The following is a 22,442-nucleotide window of genomic DNA, read 5'->3' on the forward strand; positions in this document are numbered from 1 at the left end:
TCTGGATGCCAGACGAGGGGCTGGCAGGTAAAAGAGTAGTGGTGTGGAATGCGCAATTGCGACAACACAGTCGTCGCCAAGGCAGCTTGCTTTTGGATTGAGCATCTGACGGGCGGGTCTACGGCTATCGAGGGCTTCTCAATCAGCGGCAGAGCAATCGCGGGTCGTCTCGTGTGAGTTGACCCGCTTGATTGTTCCTAGTCCTTGTTGCCGATTTTGTGCTGAGCTGCTTGCTGGCCCGCCACATTCAACTGCGGTGGTTCGAGCTTGACGGTGAGTTTGTGCAGCGAGCCGGTAAACGCGAACGGAACCTGGTAATCCTTGTCATCGACGGGGGTACCGGTGTCGGAGCCGACATCAAAACTCTCATCGACGCCAAAGACGAATGGAACGCTGTGGGGGATCGTATGGCTAGCCAGTTGCTTGCCGTCCACCGACAGCACGCCGGTGCCGCCTTTACCGAATCCCGGCCCGGCGTATTTGAAATTGAAACTGATGCTGTGCTTGCCGGGCGTGAGTGCCTCGGTGCCTTCCCAACGGAATCGCGCCACGCCTTCCAGGTTGTAACTGAACACCGGCTTACCTTTCAGAAGGTAGAGGGCATAACCCCCGAACCGGCCGCCGTCGGTCACCAACACACCGTCGCCGCCATTGTCCGGAACAGTGATGTCAGCGGTAATGACGTAGGACTTGTTCAACACATTGGGCTCGTTGCCTGGAAGTATCCCGGTCACTGGCGACAAGTAGTTGAACTCGGTGCGTCCGGCCACGATGCTCGGCCGCTGCGCAACAACGCGGGTAAAACCGGATGCGTCGAGCGGCAGCACCTGATACTTGTTCGATTCCACCCAGAACAAGTCCTGCAGCTCCTTCAGCTTTTGAGGGTTGGCAGCGGCTACATCGTCGTTCTGAGTCCAATCCTTGGAGATGTCGTACAGCTCCCATTTGACGCCATTGACGATGTCCTTGGGTGGTTGAACGGTGATGTCCCAAGGTGCGCGGTAGGGCGTCGTTGATGCCATCCAGCCCTCGTGATAAAGCGCGCGCATTCCAAACATCTCGAAATACTGCGTGGTACGAGTAGAAGGCTTTTCGGTATTTTGCTTGTCGAAGAGGTAAGCCAAGCTCGTGCCTTCGATGGGTTTCTGCGCAATGCCGTCTACCTGGAGCGGTGCATCAATGCCTGTGGCTTCAAGGATCGTCGGCTCGATATCAATGACGTGGTGGAACTGGTTACGGATGCCGCCGACATCCTTGATCCGGTTCGGCCAGGAGATGGCCATGCCCTGGCGGGTGCCGCCAAAATGCGATGCAATTTGCTTGGTCCACTTGAAGGGGGTGTCCATGGCCCAGGTCCAGCCCACCGCCATATGCGGATAGGTCTGATCCGAACCCCAGACGTCCAGATACTTCATCTGGTCGGCCACCGGCACGTTGATACCGTTGAAGGTGGTCATCTCATTCGGAGTGCCGTTGGGGGTGCCTTCGGCGCTACCGCCGTTGTCGCCGCTGATGTAGATGATCAGCGTGTTATCGAGCTTGCCGATGTCCTCGACCGCCTGGATTACCCGGCCGATTTCATGGTCGGTGTACGCGAGATAGGCCGCATAGACTTCCATTTGGTGGGCATACAGTTTTTTCTCCTCCGCAGGCAGTTCGTCCCACTTCTTCAGTGAATCCGGCCATGGCGTGAGCTTGGCTTCCTGAGGGATGACGCCGAGGCGCTTCTGATTGGCGAAGATCTGCTCGCGTGTGGCATTCCAGCCCATGTCGAATTTGCCCTTGAATTTGTCAATCCATTCGGGCGTTGGGTGATGCGGCGCGTGGGTGCCACCGGGTGCGTAATAAAGAAAGAACGGCTTCTTCGGATCGAGCGCGTTCAATTGATTGACGTAGCCGACGGCGTCATCCGCCATCGCGGTGATCAGGTTCCAACCCGGTTTGCCGACGTAAGGATGGATCGGGGTGGTGTTGCGCATCAGATTGCCCGGTTGCCACTGGTTGGTTTCGCCCCCCATGAACCCGTAGAAATAATCAAAGCCCATGCCAATGGGCCACTGATCAAACGGGCCGGCCTGGCTGATCTGGAAGGACGGGGTGTTGTGGTTTTTGCCGAACCACGAGGTGGCATAGCCGTTGTCCTTGAGGATTTTGCCAATGGTCACCTTGTCCTTGGTAATGACGCTGTTGTAGCCGGGATAGCCCGTGGAAATTTCGGTGATGACGCCGAAACCGACGGAATGGTGATTGCGCCCGGTAATCAAGGCGGCGCGTGTCGGCGAGCACAGCGCCGTCGAATTGAATTGCGTGAAGCGCAACCCGGCCGCCGCCACGCGATCCATGGCCGGCGTCGGGATGATCCCACCGAATGTGCTCGGCGCGCCGAAGCCGACGTCGTCGGTGATGATCAACAAGATATTCGGCGCGTCTTTGGGCGGAACGACGGTGGGCGACCAATAGGGTGTCGAGCTCTCGGCGTCGAGGTTGATAACGCCTCGAAACGCGTCTGGAGGATTGGGGAGGTATCGCCCGTCGATGGTTGTGGTCGCGCTGGGGGAACCGGGCGTACCGGTGACTTCCTGTGTCGCTGCATTGGCGCAAGCACAGGCCAGCAAGGAGACTGCCAGCCCTGAACTGATGCGTAGGCGCAGGCATAAAGATTGATTCCAGTGTGCAATGGCCATGGCCAGCTCCCGTAATCCCCCGAAACCCCAAGCCCGAAGTGTAGAACCGATTTTTTCACTCGCCAGTCCATCTCATCGTTCTCGCGAGCGGGCGTTGACATTGGAGTAGTGCTGTCTATACCTGATCTTGATGTCAGGAAGGTTCGGCAATGGCCGCATTGCCTGAAATCAAGGGGAGCACACATGCTTATCAATAAACGGCGTTTGGGTATCGCCATCGTCTGCGCCGGGATCCTGTCGGCCGGCCTGGCATTTGCTGTGTACCAGAACATTCGCGGCCCCGTGCCGTTGACGCTGGGGGATGGAAAAAATGGTCCCTTGGAAATGGTCTGGCTTCCTGCCGGCGAATTTTTGATGGGGAGCGATCATAAGCAGGCACGTCCCAACGAGGGGCCTGCGCACAAGGTCAGACTCGACGGGTACTGGATCGACCGCTACGACGTTACCAACGCCGATTTCGCCCGTTTCATTGCTGAAACCCATTACGTCACCACCGCTGAACGCAAACCCAAATGGGAAGATCTGAAAGTACAACTGCCGCCGGGAACGCCTGAGCCAGATGACAGTGTCATGGTGCCAGGTGCATTGGTTTTTGTGGGCACGGACAGACCGATCCCGCTCAATGATTTCAGCCAATGGTGGGCATTTGTCCCAGGGGCTGACTGGCGTCATCCGTTGGGGCCGGACAGTGACATCGAGGGCAAGGACAACCATCCGGTGGTTCAGGTCTCGCGTGAAGATGTACAGGCGTATGCCGCATGGGCTCACAAACGCCTGCTGACTGAGGCCGAGTGGGAATACGCCGCAAGAGGCGGCCTGGAACAAGCAACTTATGCGTGGGGCAATGACTTCTCGCCAGGCGGGGAGAAGATGGCCAACACCTGGGATGAGGTTCAACCGTTTCCCGTGACCGGGGCCAGTAACACATTCAAGATTGGCACCAAGCCGGTAGGCAGTTACAGACCTAACGCCTATGGGCTCTACGATATGTCCGGGAACGTCTGGCAGTGGGTCGCCGACTGGTATCGTGCCGACGCGTTTCGCGTTGGGCTCAATCGACAAGGGGTAGGTGAAGCAGTAGTCAACCCGGAAGGACCTTCCGACAGCTATGACCCCGAACTCGGGGTGACGGCCAATGCGCCACAGCGTGTCGTTCGTGGCGGATCATTTTTGTGTAGCGACAGCTACTGCACGAGCTTTCGAACCAGCGCAAGGCAGGGCGCAGATCCCATGAACTCCATGTCGCATCTGGGCTTTCGCCTGGCGATGAGCAATGAGCAGTGGGAGCAACATCGCAGAAGGTAATTCGCGGCGATCAAGCACGTATCCGAGTGCAATACCTGTGGCGTTTTAGATCCTGCCATTGGACCGACAGGTTCCATTTTCTTACCTTTGTGAACGAGCCACATGAAAGACAGGACACCGTTTCCCCCTTACGATAAGGGATAGGCAAACGGTTATGTTTATGACTAACAGCAACGATAAGAGTGGGGAGCTTTTGGGCCAGGAGCGGCGGCGCCGCTGGAGCCCAGAGCAAAAACTGGCCATGGTTCGCGAGAGTCTTGAGCCAGGGCAAAGCGTTTCGGTGGTGGCTCGGCGCAATGGCATCAATGCCAACCAGCTGTTCCAGTGGCGCAAGCTTTACCAGGACGGCTGCCTGTCGGCGGTCAGCGCGGGCGAAGCCGTGGTGCCTGCCTCCGAGCTGAGCGATGCGCTCAAGCAGATCCGTGAACTACAACGGATGCTGGGCAAGAAAACGATGGAAGCCGAAATCCTCAGAGAGGCCGTGGAGATCGCCCGGTCGCGAAAATGGATTGCGCACTCACCCTTGTTGCCGGGGGACGACCAGTGAAGCTGGTCAGCGAATGTCTCGGTGTGGCGCGCTCGTAATTAACGGTTCGAATCAAGCAATCGGTATCGCCAAGACACGGCGAAGCAGGCCTGTGAACGACGCTGAGTTGGTGGCCGAAATCCAGCAACAGGTCAGCGAACTACCCAGCTATGGCTACCGTCGTGTCTGGGGATTACTGCGTCGCGCACGTGAAACCCAGTTGCTACCCGCGATCCACGTGAAGCGGGTCTACCGGGTGATGCGTGATCACAACCTGCTGCTTGAACGCCGGATCAAACAGCCCGGCGTGCCGCGTCGGCACGAAGGCCGAATTGCGGTGCAAACCAGCGATACACGTTGGTGCTCGGACGGCTTTGAGTTCCGTTGCGAGGACGGCGCGAAACTGAGCGTGACCTTTGCCTTGGACTGCTGTGATCGCGAGGCCATCGGCTGGGTCGCGAGCCCGACCGGGTACAGCGGCGATGATATCCGCGACTTAATGCTGGAAAGCGTGGAGAAGCGCTTCGGCAATCAACTGCCCGTCACGCCGGTGCAATGACTCAGCGACAACAGTTCGGCGTACACCGCCGAACAGACACGCCTGTTTGCTCGACAGATCGGCTTGCAGCCGGTGACCACACCTGTGCGCAGCCCGAAGAGCAACGGCATGGCCGAGAGCTTCGTGAAGACGATCAAGCGTGATTACGTGGCGCACATGCCCAAGCCGGATCGAGAAACGGCGCTGCGTAACCTGGCAATTGCCTTCGAACATTACAACGAGCAGCATCCGCATAGCGCCTTGAACTATCGCTCACCGAGGGAGTTCAGGCGCTTGGCAGTGGCATCAATTTAACGGGGAGTTGGTGTCCGGTTTTGCAGGGGCAAGTCCAGCAGGGAAGGGAGCAGGTCTGAATTTGGCATCGCGAATCCTCCATGAAAGAGGTCAGCGTAGCAAAAGGTCTGGGAAGCCGGACGCGGCTCGGACATCGTCGAGTCTTGGCTTATTAAGTGAGTTTGGTTTGAGTACAAGAAAGGGCCCTTCGACAGACTGTGTGAAAATGGGCTGAAGGCCCGCCCAACAAACGCCCCCGACTTTTTCAGGGTGTTTGTTTTCTGCGAAAGACAGACGAAAAATGGTCTTTCAGCCCAGTAATGCCATCAGTTGGCGGGCTCGAATACTCAAGTTGAGCGATTACTTTCAGGAGGTTCTATACCAGAACATCCGTGCAGCCCAGCCATCCTTAAGCACCACGTTTGTCTTTCGATGACGTAGGGCATCGGCATACACCAAACTCGGCGAAAAGCCGGGCCATTGGCATATCGCCGGATAGCTGGAATGGGTCATGACCTTGTGCACCATCTGATTACGATTACGGCAGTGCACGAGTTCTAGCGGAACATTGCGAGGGGGTTGGGTTGGCACGTTGCTTGAGAACTCACCAGTCCCTGGTTCAGAAACAGGGACGTTTTTACGAGTGGATACTGGATCGTTAACCCATCAAGTGTGGATCCATCTAGGCTTTAGATTGAAATTGAGCCAGTTGGGTCTTCAGTTGTGCGACTTCAGCTTCCAGTTCACGCACTCGTTCCTTGGCCTCAACTTCGACGCTGACGTCCTTCTGGATACCGATGAAGTAGGTGAGTTGATCGGTGTCGTTGAACACTGGGGTGATCGACAGTTCGTTCCAGAAGGCGCTGCCGTCCTTGCGATAGTTGCGAATGACTTGGCGACAGGGGAGCTGATTCCTTAACGCCTCGCGGATGACTGTCAAACCAGCTTGGTTACGGTCATCACCCTGCAGGAAGCGGCAATCCTGGTACAGGATGTCGTCAACGCTGTACCCCGTCAGGCGCTGAAAGGCGGCGTTAGCATAGATCAGGATGTTTTCGTCGCCTTCCTGCTCTGCTACCACGATGCCATCGTTGGATGCTTCAACCACCAGTTTCAGCAGTTCTGCGTCGATCATTTTCAGAGCCCCAGTGAGTGACATTGTAGTGGTCAACTAATCCCGGACACGACGTTAAGTTTTTCTTCGGCCCGAGCTGGCGCCAGCCCACCGTTGAATTGATGGGGTCGAATCCAGTTGTACCGATGCATCAAGAAATGGCTGATATCGCGCTGGGCTTCTTGGGCCGTTCTGTAACCCAGAGTCGGTATCCATTCGGTTTTCAAACTGCGGAACACGCGCTCCATCGGCGCATTGTCCCAGCAATTTCCCCGGCGACTCATGCTCTGGCGCATGCGATAACGCCACAGCCTCTGGCGAAATAAACGACTCGCGTACTGCGACCCTTGATCCGAGTGAAACAGCAGGCCCTGAGGCCTTCCTCGTTGTTCGTAGGCCATATCCAGCGCCTTGATAACCAGCTCGGCGTCCGGCTTTTCCGACAACGCCCAGCCCACCACCCGGCGCGCGCAAAGATCCATCACGACAGCCAGATAATGCCATTTCCCCTGAGCCCAAATGTAGGTGATGTCGCCGCACCACACTTGGTTGGGTGCCGGGACATCGAACTCCCGATTCAAGATGTTCGGGATATCCAACCGCTCAACCGTCGCCCGTTTATAAGCATGAGACCCTGGCTGTTTGCTCACGAGGTCAAGCTCACGCATCAAGCTGCGTACTTTGAACCGACCGAGTTGCTCACCATCGTCACGCATCAACGAGAGAATGCTACGGCTGCCGGCAGCACTGCGACTTTGCGAAAACAACTCGCTCACCCGGCTGCGTAGCCGAAGCCGTTCGACATCAGGCGTTCGACGCTTGAGGCGGTGGGCGTAGTAACTTGAGCGGTTGATTTCAAACACTTGGCACAGCCAATCAACCGGCTCGTGGACGCTCAGCTGATTGATCAGCGCGTACGCTCGTGATCTTCCGACATCAAGAGCGCGGTAGCCTTTTTTAGTATCGATTTCTCCCGTTCAAGGCGGGCGATCCGGGCTTCCAGCTCCTGGATTTTCTGCTGCTCTGATGTCAGCGCTTTGCTCTGCGGAGTAACGCCTTGGCGTTCCTTCTGAACCTGGTCAACCCAACGGCGCAGGGCCGACTCGCCGACGCCGAGTGAACGGCTGGCTTCGATGTAGCTGTAGTTTTGCTTGAGCACGAGGTCGGCAGCCTCGCGCTTGAACTCAGCGGAAAAGGAACGGCGTTGTTTGGTCATCTGACACCTCGATCTGGCGAGCATTCTCGCCTATATGGGTGTCCGGTTTCATTAGACCACTACAACATCTCATTTTTAGCGGTTGAGTAGTAGCTAAATTTTTAAGGTCTACGGTAAGACCCAATTAATGCCACTGACGCTTTATTTCCTGCCACTGCTCGTCTGACAGCCACTTATCTGCCAACGGAAAGAAAATATTTTCCTCCGAGTCCATATGATCGAAATATTTTTTGATAAAGTCATCGATAGTGTCAGCAATTACTCTCGTTTCCTGAGTTGTGTCCTCCAACATCTTCAACTGTCCAGCAATTCGCCCAAATGCTTGATGATCTCGCTCGATATCCTTGACCCGGTGGTGGATCGGTGCATCAGTCCCTAGCAAAGCCAGCCGAATAAGTTCTTCATTTTCATGGTGTTGTTGTTCTGCATCTCCATGCATGGTTTCCAGCATATTGAACAACAGCTTGCAGTCAGCAGCACCATCGGATTCACGCCTCATCTTCCTCAGCAACTCTTTGATTTGAGCGATTTTTATAGCCGCCTCATGATGATAGGCCTGAAGTTCTTTCAACAAGACGTTCATATCAAAACCTCGTCACGACGCCGAACCATCACAGAGAAATATTTCTTAACCAGCAACCTCCAAGGTAACCAATATTCTTAAATATCCATATTTATCAATGCCTTGTTTGTCGAGCTCACCAGCATGATTTAACAATTTTAGTATAGGCGAGCACAGAGCTCTCATCCCCGAAAATTTGGCGCCCTTTGGAAAAATTAAATATTAAATGAATAATCATATGCACCATTTTGATCTTTCGGATGTCGGCCAGCGGATACGGAGGGAGAGAGCAGTGCCGCCCATAAGGTAGATCCCGAGCCTTTTTACGAAGCTTCCAATTAACGCATGTCCGCTCGTGCTCCTCATCGGAAATTGACAACGGTCGTTTGCGATGGTGGGTTATGGCCACTAATAGTGAAGGGGGCTTGGAGAGGGCGTGAAGATGATATCGAGAATTGTTGTTGTCCCGGCAATTCGAACGGAAATGGGATCCATGCGAAACGGAACGAGTTTCTACTGCGAGACCACGACCAGAGCTTTTAATCTCTATGACAATGTGGAGAGGCTGCGACTGAAGACCATCTACCAGACGCGAGTTGAAGCTGAATTTTAGTGCCGACGGTTGAACCTGTAGCGACTAAAGACGTGCTTTTGCAGTGGTAGGCTATGAATTCTCAATAGGCATTTACCAAGCGCATCTGAGCCCAGCAGCGCACCCATTTCTTGCGCCAGGCGAAGGGCAATCTGCAGACTGTACAGGTTTTAACCGGGAGTACACTCTTCTTCAAAACGACTCCCCGGCATCCAGTTTGGCAAGCAGTATCTGGCCACGATCCCAGAGCGCCTGCTGCTTGGATTCAGTCATGCGATCGAGGTTTTTGTATACCATGCCCATGCGCTGATTGCGGCGCAAAAAGTCGCCGTGACGCATTAGAAAATGCCAGTAAAGCGAATTGAAAGGGCAGGCGTCGTCCGTCGTGCTTTCACTGACTTTGTACGCACAATTACGGCAGTAGTCGGACATGCGCTTTATATATTGGCCACTGGCGCAGTAAGGCTTGGAGCCCAGGTAACCACCATCGGCGTGCATGACCATGCCCAACGTATTGGGCAGTTCGACCCAGTCGAACGCGTCCAAGTAGATCGCCAGGTACCAGTCGCAAATCTGGCTCGGCGCGATGCCGGCCAGCAGTGCAAAGTTGCCGGTCACCATCAGCCGCTGGATGTGGTGGGCATAGGCATGTTTCAAACTTTGGCCGATCGCTTGGCCCATGCAATTCATCTTAGTGTCGCCCGTCCAATAGAACTCTGGAAGCGGTCTGCTGTTGCCAAACAGATTGCCGCCGGCGTAGTCGGGCATTTTCAGCCAGTAGACGCCCCGTACATATTCACGCCAGCCAATGAGTTGACGGATAAAGCCTTCGGCGGCGTTTAATGGAATTCTGTCCGACCAATACGCAGCCTCGACGTCGCTGCACAATTGACGCAGATCCAGCAGGCCAATATTCAGCGCGGCGCTGATCCGCGCATGGAACAGGAAAGGTTCATCACTGGCCATCGCATCCTGGTAGTCGCCGAAGGCTGCCAGACCCCAGTCGAGGAAGTAGTCCCACAGAGCTTGGGCATCGGCGTGAGTCACCGGGTAGTCAAAGGTGTCGAGGGCGCCGTAGTGGCTGGAAAAGTTTTTTGCGACTAGCGCCAGCACGTCCTGGGTGATTGCATCGGCCGAAAAACGGAGGGGTGAGGGGGCTCTAACCCCTTTAGACAGTGCCTTGCGATTTTCGGCATCAAAGTTCCAGGCGCCGCCGACCGGGCTACCATCGCCGTTGAGCAACAAGCCACTCTTGCGTCGCATCTCGCGGTAGAAGAACTCCATGCGCAGCTGCTTTTTGCCTTCGGCCCAGGACGCAAATTCGAGTCGGGTGCAGAGAAAACGGGTATCGGTATGCCACTGGATCGCCAAGCCACAATCTTTCAGCGACTGCTCCAGGCGCCAGTCACCGCATTCTGTCAGGTGCAACTCATCCGGTTGCAGCAGTGATTGCCAGCGCCGTAACTCTTCCGGTACCGATCCGCTATTTTGCGGATCATCGAGCGTGACGTATTGCACGCGGATGCCACGCTGCTGCAACGCCTCAGCAAAATGGCGCATCGCACTGAAGATCAGTGCGATTTTTTGCGGGTGATGGGGCACATGGCTGGCTTCCTCCATCACTTCGACCAGCAAAACCGTATCGCGCTCGCTGTCCAGCCCCTTCAATGAGGCCAGGTCAAAAGACAACTGGTCGCCCAAGACCAGGCATAGTCGGTGAGTCTTGTTCATTCGACAGAGTCCAACGGAAGGTGACTCACCAAGGCGCAGTCAGCGAAAAAGGAATGCGTAACGGCCCAATGGGCTCTTCACGTGAACCGCACATCTCGTCATGGACGCACTGCTGCACAAGCACGCAGGGGAAAGGCGGCACAAGCTGTAACAGCTCACGCAGGTGATTGATGGAGCGAAGGTGCATAGGCTTCGCTGTATCGTCCAGCAGCGTGAACTGGCCGTGATCCAGCCCTACTCGCGCCAGATAAACACCGCCTTCCAGAGACAGCAGCTCCAACTCTCGTACTTCGCCATTCGCGGCCCGTTCGGTCAACGCTTGCAGATTCAAGGTTCACTCCCTGCCTACCACGGTAGGCGTTCTCCGTTATAAGCAAAGAAATTGCCGCTGTCGGCAGGTGCCAAACGGTCAATCAGTGATAACAATTCGCGGGCAGCGAGGCTTGCGGGCCTGGCGGCAGAAGCGCCTTTAAAGGGTTGGGACAGGCCCGAGATGACCGTACCTGGATGAAGAGTCAGCAAGCGGGTCTGAGGGCGTGTTCGGGCTAGTTCAATCGCAGCCGTTTTAATCAACATGTTCAACGCTGCCTTGGAGGCGCGATAGGCATACCAGCCGCCCAAACGGTTATCACCGATGCTTCCCACCTTGGCGGAGAGCACTGCCATCGCACCACGAGGGTCAAGCAAGGGCAGGAAGTGACGCAAAACCAGTGCAGGCCCGAGTGTGTTGACTTGGAATATCGCCTGAAGCGCATCCGCTTCAATAGAGGTGTAACTTTTTTCAGGCTTGATGTCTTCGCGATGAAGCAGACCGGCAGCATGTAAAATCAACTGGTACGGGGCTTCTTCAGCTAGTTCGGCGGCCGCCCTGGCGATACTGTCGGGCTTTTCCAGATCCAATCCTGGAGCACTGTTGCGCCCCAGTTCACGAACAACCGAGCATCTTGGATCTTCGTTGAGCAACTCACAAAACGCCGCGCCGAGCGCTCCACTGGCGCCTATCACCAAGGCACGGTAGCCGTAGCCGAGTGAGTTCATCTCAAAGGAACTGTTCATTTCGCCTCTCCCACACCTTTTGCGGATTTTGGGCCTTAACTGCGTCGCCCAATCAGTTGCAGGAACTCTAGACGCGTAGCAGATGACTCGCGAAAGGCCCCGAGCATCACTGAGGTCGTCATCACAGAGTTTTGCTTTTCCACGCCTCGCATCATCATGCACATGTGCTTTGCTTCAATAACCACAGCCACACCGGCGGCATCGGTCATGTGCTGAAGGGCGTCGGCAATTTGTTTGGTGAGGTTTTCCTGAATCTGTAAGCGGCGGGCAAACATATCGACCACTCGTGCGACCTTGGACAGGCCCAATACCCTTCCTGTGGGGATATACGCGACATGAGCTTTGCCGATGAAGGGCAGCATGTGGTGCTCGCACAATGAATACAGTTCGATGTCACGCACGATGACCATTTCGTCGTTTAGCGATTCGAACAGTGCGCCGTTGATGACTTCCTCCAGATTCATCGTGTAGCCGTTGCACAGGTACTGCATCGCTTTGGCTGCGCGCTTGGGCGTGTCCAGCAGTCCTTCACGCTCAGGGTTCTCGCCTACGGCGACGAGAATTTCCCGGTAATGCTCGGCTATTGATGGGTTCATTTAGACTCCTCGCAGACATGCTGCGCTTAATGTGGCGGCAATCCTTGGCAGTAGGGGAGTGCCTGCTGCTAACCAGAAAAAACGTTGTTCACCAGATCAGCTATGACCCAGCTTCTTCGTCCGGCCATGACAAAGCGAAGCTTTCTAGGTCTGCTTTGTTTTCAAAGTGGGCCGCTCGTCAGGTGCGGGTTTTGACTCCGGCACCCCGCAACGGTCATCGACACAGCGACGGCGGCCATCAGGGTGAGGAAGCCACGCCAAATGGGGGCGTAAGCGGCAGAAGAGGCGATAACCTAAAGCAAGAAGCGGTCGGATGGCACGCCATGTCAGTGGCGCTGCCCAAAACCCCAAACCAGCGGCTCGCCAGCTCCACAGGGTGGCGTCCAGGCCGGTTACCCAGCGGCCATCGGCGAAACGGGCGTGCAGCGAGGACTGCATTTGCTCGAACGTGAACCCGAGTGCCTTGGCGTCGAACGCACCGCTGCTGATGTCAATAAATAGCAGTCGACTCTCTGCGGCGTGTCGATGCAGGATCTTGATTTCGCGCGCACACAGCGGACATTGACCGTCAAAGTACAGCGTCAGTGGCCAATCCTTTTTATTGGACATTTCAAGCGACCTTGTATAGGTTTTTTACAAGATATGCTGAAAGAAAAGGACTGACAATGGGTTCTATCCTTTTGCCGTGAGATTGGTCGTTACGCTCAATCCCGGGGATGGTTTGCCTGTATTCTTGGTCGCGCTTATCGCTTGGGATCAACATGATCAAACCATCGCCAAGAGATCATCTACATAGGGGCGCGAGCCTTTCATGACCACCTCGCTGACCTCAAGACTCGCTCCGTAAGCGGGCTTTATAGAATCGTTCTTGTATTACTGAGCCTGCGGGCTCGCCTAAGTCACGCTGAAAAATGCGACCTTCTGGGTAAGACGATCAGCAAGCAGCGCTAACTCCTGGCTGGCCGTAGCAACTTCACGAGAGCCAGTTGCCGATTGCACCGTTGAGCTATGGATGCGCGTGATATTTTGCGCAACGTCTTCGGCCACGACGCTTTGCTGGATAGAAGCGCTGGCGATTTGGGCATTCATGTGGTTTATAGCGCCGACTTGCTGGCTAATTTTAGCTAACGCCGTCTGGGCGTTGCGGGTTTGCGCAACGGTGTGGCTTACCAGTTCGCAACTATTACGCATGGTTTGTGCAGCAGTTTCAGTACCGCTCTGCAAGGTGCCTATCATTTCGCGAATTTCCCGCGTCGACTCCTGAGTTCGATTAGCTAGAGAGCGTACTTCATCGGCCACAACTGCAAACCCTCGGCCATGCTCACCTGCTCGGGCCGCTTCGATGGCCGCGTTCAGCGCCAACAGGTTAGTTTGCGTGGCAATTGAATTGATTACCTCGATCACTATTTCAATCTCTTCACTACGCTTGGACACCTGTTCTACGGTATTGGTAGTTTCAACAAGTGTGTTGGCTAATTGTTCAATAGCGAGAGTGGTGTCCGCAACGACGCGATTACCGCTTACAACTTCAGCATCGGCTAGACGCGTTGCGTCCGCTGCTTGAGATGCATAGCTCGAAACTTCATTGACCGTTGCCGCCATTTGCGTGATTGCTGTTGCCACCTGCTCGGCTTCGTGGGTCTGCAGGCTGATTTGGCTGTTATTGGCAGACGATGTGGTCAACATATGCCTGGATGAATTGTTGACCTCTTGAGCAGCAATGCGTACTTCACTGATGGTGTCAGCCAAGCGGCTGAGGGCGGTTTTCAAAACGCCCATCACACTGTTCGGATAATCGGTATCAATCGTTTGTTGCAAATCGCCCGCGGCCAACCGTTGGATGGCCTGTGCAACCTGAGTCGGATCAGCACCCAGCGTTGACTTGACGAAGCGAATAATAGAGATTGCCAGGATGATGCTCAGCAGCAGCGCTATCCCGGTGGCCATGAGCATCAGTCCGCGAAACTCACTAGCGGTGGCTTGTACCGCACTGAGTTGGCTTTTGATTGAGGCTTCTTCATAGTCAATCAATGCATTCACTCGTTTCAACCACTCGCTGTATTCACCGGAGGTTTGGCGCAGCAGCAAAGCCTGTGCACCAGAAATATCCCCGGCGCGACGCAGGGCAATTACCGATTTAGTAGAAGCTAGCGTTTGCTTTTCAATGTCTTTAATCGCCCGTAACAACTGTTGCTCCTGCGATGTTATTCCTGCAATTGCGAATAGCTGATCCATTGGTATGGCTGAATCGGAGTAAGCCTGTTCTAGATTGATAACTTCATTGAGGTGGACGTTTAAGTCTTGTTCACTATCCACCAACACTGCGTCCCGAATAGCAATGGCCCGGTTGTGCACGCTTCCGCGAAAGTTAATAGCGTAGCGTTGAATCTTTGCCGCATTTTTGCTTACGTCTTCCAGGGTGGAATCGATAAAACCCACACGTTGAATGCCCACGGCGGTGATTAGTATGAGCAACGACACAATTACGGCGAAGCCAAGCCCTATGCGCGAGGCTAGTGAGATTGAGTTTTTCATGGGCTGAGCTCTTAGATAGACCCTGTAAGGGCAGGACTTGGTGGTTCCATTTTGCTATCCATGTCAAGGGCTGCTTGTGTGCCTCTACCGCCGATTTGAAAGTGACGACAGCCTGGCGAGGCACGAGCGCGAGCAGCTGGTGATAGCTGGCTGATGGCAGAGTGACACACATCGCTGAAAACCTATACGCGAATTTAATTTTGTATAGGTTTATTGCTTCTCGCAAAGTCGAAGCGCTGCTGGCAGTAGCAGTCTGGTTTCGGTGATGCACCAAGACGGCGAACGGATCGGCTCGTAAAAAGCTATGTGGCCCGATGAGGGAACTGGGATTGGTCAGCGAGAACCCGGGCTCGTATGCTTAAAAGCGACGGTGAACCTTTTTTACGATGCTTCAATCGACTCATGTCCGGTCGTGCTTCTCATCGGAAATTGACTGCGGTCGCTTGCGATGGTGGCTCATAGCCGCTAATAGTGAGGAGGTGCTTGGAGAGGATGTCGAGATTTGTTGTTGTCCCTGCAATCCCAACGGAAACGGGATCAATGCGTAACGGATCGCGCTTCTACTGCCAGACTGCACCTATAGGCTTTAACCTCTATGACAATGAGGAGAAGCTTCGGCTGAAGACTACCTATCAGACCCGAGAAGAAGCCGAGGGAGAGTGTCAGCGGCTTAACCTTGAGCGGCTTCAAAGCGTCCTTTCGGAACGGGAATCCGTGACTGCGCTATAGGCATTCACTCCTGCATAGTCATCAGGCGCCCGGTTTCCGAACGAGTGGATCAGGAGCTCGGGGAAGCACGACCTACACCTGTCTGTCGTGGATGCTAGGCATTCAGAATCGAACAAACAGCGTCTGCCTCTGCCCTGAGCTTGAACACGCCATGCTTGCTGGCTGACCCTCCCTCGACAAGATCAACAACCCTGTATCGCTTGCTGCCATCGTCCAGTGTGGTGGTTTCGAACAGTCTGGATCTCGCGTGACTACCAGTCTTCGTCTGCTCCTAGCATCCCATAGCCATTAAACCGACTTTCAATTTTGACGCGAGGCGTTTCTCCGTGCTCGCCCGACTCGTCGTGGTCACGCATCCCTTGAAGTCACTGTGTCATCTGGTGGCAACCGATCCACCCGCAGTGCATCAACGACTAGCGAAAAAGCCGGGGAGGGTTGCCGGCGGCTGGGGTAGTACAGGTGAAAACCTCCGAAAGGCTCACACCAGTCTTCCAGTACCCGAACCAGGCGCCCTTGAGCCAGTTGTGAGGCGAACTCGTCCTCGGGCAGGTAAGCGATGCCCAGCCCGCTCACGGCTGCATCGGCGATATGGGTGGTGGAGTTAAATAGCAATTGGCCGTTTACCCGAACTTTCAGCTTCTTGCCCTGGCGCTCGAATTCCCACGCGTCCATGCCGTCATAGGTGGGGAAACGTATGTCGATGCAGCGATGTGCTGCCAGATCGCGAGGGTGTTCAGGGACAGGGTTTTTGGCGAAATAGCTTGGCGCCGCCACTACGGCCATTCGTATAGCCGGGCCAATGGGCACGGCAATCATGTCTTGGGCCACCGTGTCACTAAAGCGCACGCCAGCATCGAAGCGGTCAGCGACGATATCGCGAAAGCCATAGTTGATATCGAATTCCAGCTTGATATCCGGGTACATCTGCAGCAGCGGCGTCAGCTTGGGAAGCAGCGTGGTCTTGATGATGTTGTCACCGCAGGTAATCCGCACTGTGCCGGCCGGTTTGTCGCGCAGCTCGGTCAAGGCTTCCAGTTCGGCTTCGATTTCATCAAAGCGATGGCCCACCGCTTCCAGCAACCGCTCACCCGCCGTAGTCAGAGAAACGCTACGCGTGGTGCGGGTAAGCAAGCGAATTTTTAGACGTGCTTCCAGGGCCGAAACCACCTGGCTTACTGCCGATTGGGTCACCCCAAGTTGCACCGCAGCGCGGGTAAAGCTGCCCACGCGCGCCACGGTCACAAAGGACAGCAAATCGTTGAAATTATGTTTAGCCATAGCGATGGCACTCGTGAGATTAATTAGGGCTTCTTATATCCGCATTAAGTACTCATTAGCTAATCAAAATCTAGTTATGCAGCAACAATAGCTGGCATCCCAGTCCCTCTGTGTGAAAGAGGGCCAAGCCTCGTGCTAACTGCCTGCGTCGCCGTTAGCTTTCCTCTGAAAAGGACGCCCCATGAAAAGACTTCTCGTAATGCTCGGGTTTCTGCTCAGTTCATTCACCGCGTCAGGAGCCGATATGTCCAACGGTGCAGATAACTTCTTCAAAAGTGACAAGGTGACCGTGCAAATGGTCAGCTTCAAAAATCAGTACGAGCTCAATGTGGTGGGCAATCTCTTCATCCCTAAAGGTCTGGCCAACGCTGCCCGCAGCCCGGCCATTATCGTTGGCCACCCCATGGGCGCGGTAAAGGAGCAAAGCTCTAACCTGTATGCGCAAAAACTCGCGGAACAGGGCTTCGTTACACTGGCGCTGGATTTGTCGTTCTGGGGCGAAAGCGAAGGCAGCCCACGCAATGCGGTGCTGCCGGACATGTACGCCGAGGACTTCAGCGCCGCTGTGGATTATCTCGGAACGCGGCACTTTATCGACCGTCAGCGCATCGGCGTGCTGGGTATCTGTGGCAGCGGTAGCTTTGTGATCAGCGCGGCCAAGATCGACCCGCGCATGAAAGCCATCGCCACTGTCAGCATGTACGACATGGGCGCCGCCAACCGCAACGGTCTCAAGCATTCGCAAACCCTTGAGCAGCGCAAGCAGGTCATCGCAGCTGCGGCCGAGCAGCGTTATGTGGAATTCACGGGCGGCAAGATCGAATACACCGGCGGCACTGTGCAGGAGCTCAATACCGATACCCACCCCATTCAGCGCGAGTTCTTTGACTTCTACCGCACCCCGCGTGGCGAATTCACTCCAACAAGCTCCTCGCCGCAACAGACCACCCGCCCGACGCTGAGCAGCAACACCAAGTTCATGAATTTCTACCCATTCGTAGATATCGAGAGTATTTCGCCCCGCCCGATGCTGTTTGTCGCAGGTGAAAACGCCCACTCCCGCGAGTTCAGCGAAGAGGCGTTCCGCCTGGCGGGTGAACCTAAAGAGTTGGTCATTGTGCCTAACGCCGGCCATGTCGATCTGTATGACCGGGTAAACCTGATCCCTTTCGCCAAGCTGACCCAGTTCTTCCAAACCCACCTGAAGTAACCGGCAAGCTCCACAGAGGCTATTCGATCTACGATGAACAACACTTGCGCTGACACCCAATTGGGCGCTACCTCCGCCATTGAAACAGGCACGCGTGCCAGTAGCTGGGGCGGCGTTTATGCGATGACATTGTGCGTGTTCGCGCTGATCGCATCGGAGTTCATGCCCGTCAGCCTGTTGACGCCGTTGGCAGACGACCTGCAGGTGAGCCAGGGCTTGGTAGGCCAGGGGCTGGCCATCTCCGGCGCGTTTGCTGTGTTGGCCAGCCTATCCATCAGTTGGATCGCCGGCAGCGTCAACAGAAAGACCCTGCTGTTGGCGCTGACCGGTTTGATGGCAGTGTCGGGCGCCGTTGTGGCACTCGCCCCGAACTACCTGACCTACATGGTCGGGCGGGCCCTGATTGGCATGGTGATCGGCGGCTTCTGGTCGATGTCGGCTGCCACCGCGATGCGCTTGGTTCCGGCCACGCAGGTGCCCAGGGCGTTGGCGGTTTTCAACGGCGGCAACGCCCTGGCAACGGTGGTGGCTGCGCCGCTGGGCAGTTATCTGGGATCGGTCTTAGGTTGGCGTGGCGCATTTCTCTGTCTGGTTCCGGTGGCGCTGATCGCCCTGGTCTGGCAATGGATCAGCCTGCCAAGTATGCCAACGCAGGAGCGCTCGCCAGGTGCAGGCAATGTTTTCAAACTGCTGAAGAATCGCACGGTGGCGCTGGGCATGGCCGCCAGCGGCCTGTTTTTCATGGGCCAGTTCACGCTGTTCACTTACCTGCGCCCGTTTCTGGAAACAGTCACCCTGGTCAACGTGCCGACGCTTTCCTTGCTGCTATTGGCGCTCGGCGTGGCTGGCTTTTTTGGCACGACGATGATCGGCGCAGTGCTGAGACGCAGCCTCTACGGCACCCTGAGTACGATTTCACTGCTGATGGCCGTGATTGCTTTGACGCTGATTCCTGCTGGCACTGGGGTGATCGCCGTGGCGGTGTTACTGGGGCTCTGGGGATTTATCGCAACGGCAGCGCCAGTGGGCTGGTGGAGTTGGATCGCGCACACCTTGCCACGCCACGCCGAGGCGGGCGGAGGACTGATGGTGGCAATCGTGCAGTTGTCCATCGCATTGGGCTCCACCGTGGGTGGCGTACTGTTTGACACTCTCGGCTACCAGAGCACTTTCATCGCCAGCGCAGCGCTGCTGATGCTAGCCGCCTTATTGACGTTTCTAACCTCCCGTTCGCCGGTGTCGCACACCCGGTGACCCTCCATTCGACGGAGCAAGGCCATGCATACGCGCAGTCTAGGCACCGATTACTCCCAAGGCTGGAAGGGCTTCTGGTTGGCGGCATTGATGCCATTGACCCTATCGGTTTTACCCCTCGCGGCTGCGACGGCTATCGCAGGCCCGTCAACAAGCATGGAGAAAACCACGATGTGGATGACCGTCGGCCAACAGCGTTTCGGCATATCCCTTGAAGATAACCCGACCACTCGGGAGCTTGTCGCCCGATTGCCGCTCAGCCTGGACATGACCGAGCTGCATAACAACGAAAAGTACGCCAACTTGCAGCATCCGTTGCCCACCCAAGCCTCCCGGCCCGGAACCATCCACAGCGGCGATTTGCTCTTGTACGGTGCAGACACCTTGGTGGTCTTTTATAAAACCTTCACCTCGTCTTACTCCTATTCCCGTCTCGGCCGCATCAACAACCCGGCAGGCCTGGCCGAGTCCCTGGGCCGCGACGATGTTCGGGTGACGTTTTCCGTTGACTAGGGCTGCCATGGTTAGCACGACCAGCACTGCTCAAGTGCTGCACGTCAGCCCCACTTAAACGTGACACAGGAGTTTTCCATGACGCCCACACGCTCTACCTTACCCCTGGCCGCACTGGCGCTGCTCTCTGCCACGTACTTCGCGCCAGTCGTCGCGGCCGAGCAGAACCCGGCTAGCCAGCAAATCACTCGTGCGGGAGAGCAGGCCTCGGTGACGGGGCCTCCCGAATATTTCACTGGTCGCGTAAGGCTCGACCCATTGACTTCTGCAACGGCCGACCTCAATACCTCAACGCTCTACGTCACCTTTGAGCCTGGCGCGCGTTCGGCCTGGCACACGCACCCTGCCGGGCAATATCTGGTGGTGACAGCGGGGGTAGGGCGTACTCAGGAATGGGGGAAGCCCGTGCAAGAATTACGTCCTGGTGATGTGGTGTGGTGCCCGCCGGGGGTTAAGCACTGGCATGGCGCCGCGCCTTCGACTGCCATGACACACATGGCTATTACCGGCACGAAAAACGGCAACAACGTCAGTTGGATGGAGAAGGTAAGCGATGAACAGTACCCAGCCAAGTAAGCGCTGCCATGTCCGGTTAAGGACGTTGGGCTTCGTACTCCTGACCAGTTTCGCCTGGGCTCAGATATCCAGCGCCAGTACTTTGCCCAAACTGGAGACACACATAGTGAGTGAGCAGACTTTAACCGCGAGGCAACAGGCCATCGCCCCTATCGGCGCCAGCATGGCGGTCGGCGATATGCCCCGTTTGCACGACGCGCTCAATCACGGTCTCGATGCCGGGCTGACGATTAGCGAGAGCAAAGAGATCCTGGTTCAACTTTATGCCTATGCTGGGTTCCCGCGCAGTCTCAATGCCCTGTCGCTGCTGATGAAAGTCCTACAAGAACGTGCCGCACGGGGTATTCATGATGCGCCGGGACGCGATCCAGGCCCTGTTCCCTCGGGGCGCACTTTGCTCGACCTGGGCACCGACAATCAAACCCGGCTGTTGGGCTCGCCGGTGTCAGGGACGCTGTTTGAATTCGCCCCCGCCATCGATCAGTTTTTGAAGGGCCACCTGTTTGGCGACATCTTTGCCCGCGACAACCTTGAATGGGCTGACCGGGAACTGGCCACCGTCGGGGCCATCGCCGCGATGCCAGGGTTAGAGCCGCAGCTGGAGTCGCATCTGAAGATCAGCATGAATGTTGGCCTGACAGTACAGCAGCTGCATCAGGTGGCTAGCGAACTGAAGGCAGGCGGTGAGCCGAATGGAGCTACGCGTATTTTAGTGGCTTTGGAAAAAATCAGCGGCTGAACGCTTCGCGAGATCGATATGCTGAAGGGGCATAGCGGTGCCTACCCATTCTTGGCAGTCACGAAGACGACTGAGCTCGGATGACAACGCTAGCCGCTCAGTGGTAATGGGAGTATCGATGGCTCAGGACTCTAGCAATCGCTAAATTCAAGCGGCAGGCTTCATCCGGCGTAAGCGTTCGGTGAAGACACTTGATTCGGGCTGTGCGCTCTAAAATCTCAACAGCTCGTCGTTTTAGAGCGCCTCAAGCGTCGGCAGACCGTATGGATACGATAAATAAACGGCTTGTCATCGGATTACTAATACCGTGCTCCACCTTTCAACCTCGGTCATCAACACCCACTATCGGGCAGCAGGTAAATCCCGGGCGCGTGAACGTTCGGCTACCTGCTTTGGGTTCAATTGTCTACAAGGTTTATCCGAGCCCACTGCTCGGCGGTGGTGACTTGAATCGACTGCTGCTCGTTGAAAGTGGCAGCTTTGGGCCACGCCACGCCTCTGCCTTGTGCGAACACAGCGCGGTACTTTTTGATGTGATGAGTGGGATCTTTCTCCAATTCCTGGGTTAAGTACGGAACAGTCCACACGTTACGTTTGAATGGACGTCCCAGAACACGTTCAAGGATGCTCGCAACCTGCCCATATGTCACAGTGTCGCCAGAAAGGTAGACGATTTGATTGCGGAAGCGAGGTTCAAAGAAAACGATTTCCGCTGTCAGAGTACCGATGTCCTCTGGTGTCGTGAGCGTCACGCTGTTCTCAAGACTGCCTAGGGCGTTCACTGTGTCGTTTTCGAAGTCCACGACCTCAAATACAGGCTCGAAAAGGAAACTGGTGAACATACCCGTCGAGATGATTACCCATTCAGTTTTGTTTTGGGCGCGAAGCAAATCGCGCACATCGAGCTGAGCATCGAATAGATCCTGGGGACTGCCCCGACCGATCACCTCAAAATCGACGCCAAACTGCCATGGGAAGTAGCGCTTCACTCCGGACTTGAGAGCTGCTGTAGCCAACTTCATCGGGGTTTCTCGACCCGCAACCATGCCTGCGCAGCCTATTACGGTATCGAACCGTGCGAACACTTCAGCAAGCTGATCGATTGAATCATTCACTAGGTCTGCGGCGACCATTTGGATGCCCAGACTACGAAGCTCATCGATTTCTACCTTTTTCTCCGGCACCTGAGTGTTGATGGTCGAATCCCTGAGCAGGACGCTGATTTTGGAGCCGGGCGTACGCTTAGCTACCCGCGCAAGATTGCGCAAAACCGGAAGGCCAAGTTCACCGGCGCCTAGAACTAAAATTGATTGGGGGGAAAGCTGGGTCACTTCGGTCATGATTTCTCCTGAGACCTGTTGCCTGTAAGATGAGCGAATGCTTGCACGATTCAG

Annotated in this window: 18 protein-coding genes and 3 pseudogenes; 8 read left to right on the forward strand and 13 right to left on the reverse strand. The window is 55.7% G+C overall.

All coding sequences use genetic code 11. The features are described from left to right. Positions 1 to 197: 197 nt before the first annotated feature. Complete coding sequence (locus tag ACA068_RS15355; protein WP_497302885.1) at positions 198 to 2,684, reverse strand: arylsulfatase; 2,487 nt, start codon at positions 2,682 to 2,684, stop codon at positions 198 to 200. A 183-nt stretch (positions 2,685 to 2,867) separates the two neighbouring features. Here ACA068_RS15355 and ACA068_RS15360 point away from each other — a divergent pair, with 183 nt between their 5' ends. Further along, positions 2,868 to 3,989, forward strand: coding sequence for a formylglycine-generating enzyme family protein (locus tag ACA068_RS15360; RefSeq protein ID WP_497302887.1), 1,122 nt, complete (start codon positions 2,868 to 2,870; stop codon positions 3,987 to 3,989). A 160-nt stretch (positions 3,990 to 4,149) separates the two neighbouring features. Next, positions 4,150 to 5,368: pseudogene (locus ACA068_RS15365) on the forward strand (IS3 family transposase). A 661-nt stretch (positions 5,369 to 6,029) separates the two neighbouring features. Here the strand turns inward: ACA068_RS15365 and ACA068_RS15370 are convergent. The 10 genes and pseudogenes from ACA068_RS15370 to ACA068_RS15415 form a co-directional block, all read right to left on the reverse strand. Next, positions 6,030 to 6,482 (reverse strand): PAS domain-containing protein, encoded by a 453-nt coding sequence (locus ACA068_RS15370; RefSeq protein WP_497302889.1) that lies wholly within the window; start codon positions 6,480 to 6,482, stop codon positions 6,030 to 6,032. A 32-nt stretch (positions 6,483 to 6,514) separates the two neighbouring features. Next, positions 6,515 to 7,677, reverse strand: a protein-coding gene (locus ACA068_RS15375) for an IS3 family transposase (RefSeq protein WP_497302891.1) whose coding sequence is annotated in 2 segments (ribosomal slippage) — positions 6,515 to 7,422 and positions 7,422 to 7,677 — 1,164 coding nt in all. Because the reading frame shifts where the segments join, the coding sequence is not laid out codon by codon here. A gap of 124 nt (positions 7,678 to 7,801) precedes the next feature. Further along, positions 7,802 to 8,260, reverse strand: a complete 459-nt coding sequence (locus ACA068_RS15380; protein WP_497302893.1) for a hemerythrin domain-containing protein — start codon at positions 8,258 to 8,260, stop codon at positions 7,802 to 7,804. A gap of 653 nt (positions 8,261 to 8,913) precedes the next feature. Further along, positions 8,914 to 9,027 (reverse strand): DUF2256 domain-containing protein, encoded by a 114-nt coding sequence (locus ACA068_RS15385; protein ID WP_497302894.1) that lies wholly within the window; start codon positions 9,025 to 9,027, stop codon positions 8,914 to 8,916. Beyond that, entirely contained in the window at positions 9,024 to 10,562 is a 1,539-nt protein-coding gene (locus tag ACA068_RS15390) for a cryptochrome/photolyase family protein (protein WP_497302896.1), read from the reverse strand. The genes ACA068_RS15385 and ACA068_RS15390 overlap by 4 nt, the downstream gene beginning before the upstream one ends. A gap of 25 nt (positions 10,563 to 10,587) precedes the next feature. Then, positions 10,588 to 10,893, reverse strand: a complete 306-nt coding sequence (locus ACA068_RS15395; RefSeq protein WP_497302898.1) for a DUF6482 family protein — start codon at positions 10,891 to 10,893, stop codon at positions 10,588 to 10,590. Positions 10,894 to 10,907: 14 nt separating this feature from the next. Continuing rightward, positions 10,908 to 11,618 carry an SDR family NAD(P)-dependent oxidoreductase gene (locus tag ACA068_RS15400; RefSeq protein WP_497302899.1) on the reverse strand — a complete coding sequence of 237 codons (711 nt, stop codon included), beginning with the start codon at positions 11,616 to 11,618 and terminating at the stop codon, positions 10,908 to 10,910. A gap of 35 nt (positions 11,619 to 11,653) precedes the next feature. Next, positions 11,654 to 12,214, reverse strand: a complete 561-nt coding sequence (folE, locus tag ACA068_RS15405) for a GTP cyclohydrolase I FolE (RefSeq protein WP_497302901.1) — start codon at positions 12,212 to 12,214, stop codon at positions 11,654 to 11,656. Between the two features lie 144 nt (positions 12,215 to 12,358). Beyond that, positions 12,359 to 12,823: a thiol-disulfide oxidoreductase DCC family protein gene (locus tag ACA068_RS15410; protein WP_497302903.1), complete on the reverse strand. Its 465-nt coding sequence runs from the start codon at positions 12,821 to 12,823 to the stop codon at positions 12,359 to 12,361. Between the two features lie 285 nt (positions 12,824 to 13,108). Further along, positions 13,109 to 13,636 (reverse strand): annotated as a pseudogene (locus ACA068_RS15415) (methyl-accepting chemotaxis protein); the annotation flags it as partial. Positions 13,637 to 14,966: 1,330 nt separating this feature from the next. On the opposite strand from ACA068_RS15415, the pseudogene ACA068_RS15420 reads away from it, so the two are divergent. Next, a pseudogene (locus tag ACA068_RS15420) lies at positions 14,967 to 15,108 on the forward strand (IS3 family transposase); the annotation flags it as partial. Positions 15,109 to 15,826: 718 nt separating this feature from the next. On the opposite strand, the gene ACA068_RS15425 reads toward ACA068_RS15420, so the two are convergent. Further along, positions 15,827 to 16,756, reverse strand: coding sequence for a LysR family transcriptional regulator (locus ACA068_RS15425; protein ID WP_497302905.1), 930 nt, complete (start codon positions 16,754 to 16,756; stop codon positions 15,827 to 15,829). A gap of 181 nt (positions 16,757 to 16,937) precedes the next feature. On the opposite strand from ACA068_RS15425, the gene ACA068_RS15430 reads away from it, so the two are divergent. The 5 genes from ACA068_RS15430 (at position 16,938) to ACA068_RS15450 (ending at position 21,048) form a co-directional block, all read left to right on the forward strand. Continuing rightward, positions 16,938 to 17,966: an alpha/beta hydrolase gene (locus tag ACA068_RS15430; protein WP_497302907.1), complete on the forward strand. Its 1,029-nt coding sequence runs from the start codon at positions 16,938 to 16,940 to the stop codon at positions 17,964 to 17,966. A 123-nt stretch (positions 17,967 to 18,089) separates the two neighbouring features. Beyond that, positions 18,090 to 19,220: an MFS transporter gene (locus tag ACA068_RS15435; protein WP_497310605.1), complete on the forward strand. Its 1,131-nt coding sequence runs from the start codon at positions 18,090 to 18,092 to the stop codon at positions 19,218 to 19,220. 24 nt (positions 19,221 to 19,244) lie between these two features. After that, positions 19,245 to 19,733: a cyclophilin-like fold protein gene (locus tag ACA068_RS15440; RefSeq protein WP_497302909.1), complete on the forward strand. Its 489-nt coding sequence runs from the start codon at positions 19,245 to 19,247 to the stop codon at positions 19,731 to 19,733. A gap of 78 nt (positions 19,734 to 19,811) precedes the next feature. After that, complete coding sequence (locus ACA068_RS15445) at positions 19,812 to 20,309, forward strand: (R)-mandelonitrile lyase (RefSeq protein ID WP_497302911.1); 498 nt, start codon at positions 19,812 to 19,814, stop codon at positions 20,307 to 20,309. A 106-nt stretch (positions 20,310 to 20,415) separates the two neighbouring features. Beyond that, positions 20,416 to 21,048: a carboxymuconolactone decarboxylase family protein gene (locus tag ACA068_RS15450; protein ID WP_497302912.1), complete on the forward strand. Its 633-nt coding sequence runs from the start codon at positions 20,416 to 20,418 to the stop codon at positions 21,046 to 21,048. A gap of 398 nt (positions 21,049 to 21,446) precedes the next feature. On the opposite strand, the gene ACA068_RS15455 is transcribed toward ACA068_RS15450, so the two are convergent. Beyond that, the gene (locus ACA068_RS15455; protein WP_497302913.1) at positions 21,447 to 22,388 is read right to left on the reverse strand and encodes an aromatic alcohol reductase; all 942 of its coding nucleotides are present in this window, start codon (positions 22,386 to 22,388) and stop codon (positions 21,447 to 21,449) included. Positions 22,389 to 22,442: the final 54 nt, after the last annotated feature.

This window comes from Pseudomonas sp. LBUM1660 (assembly GCF_059695935.1).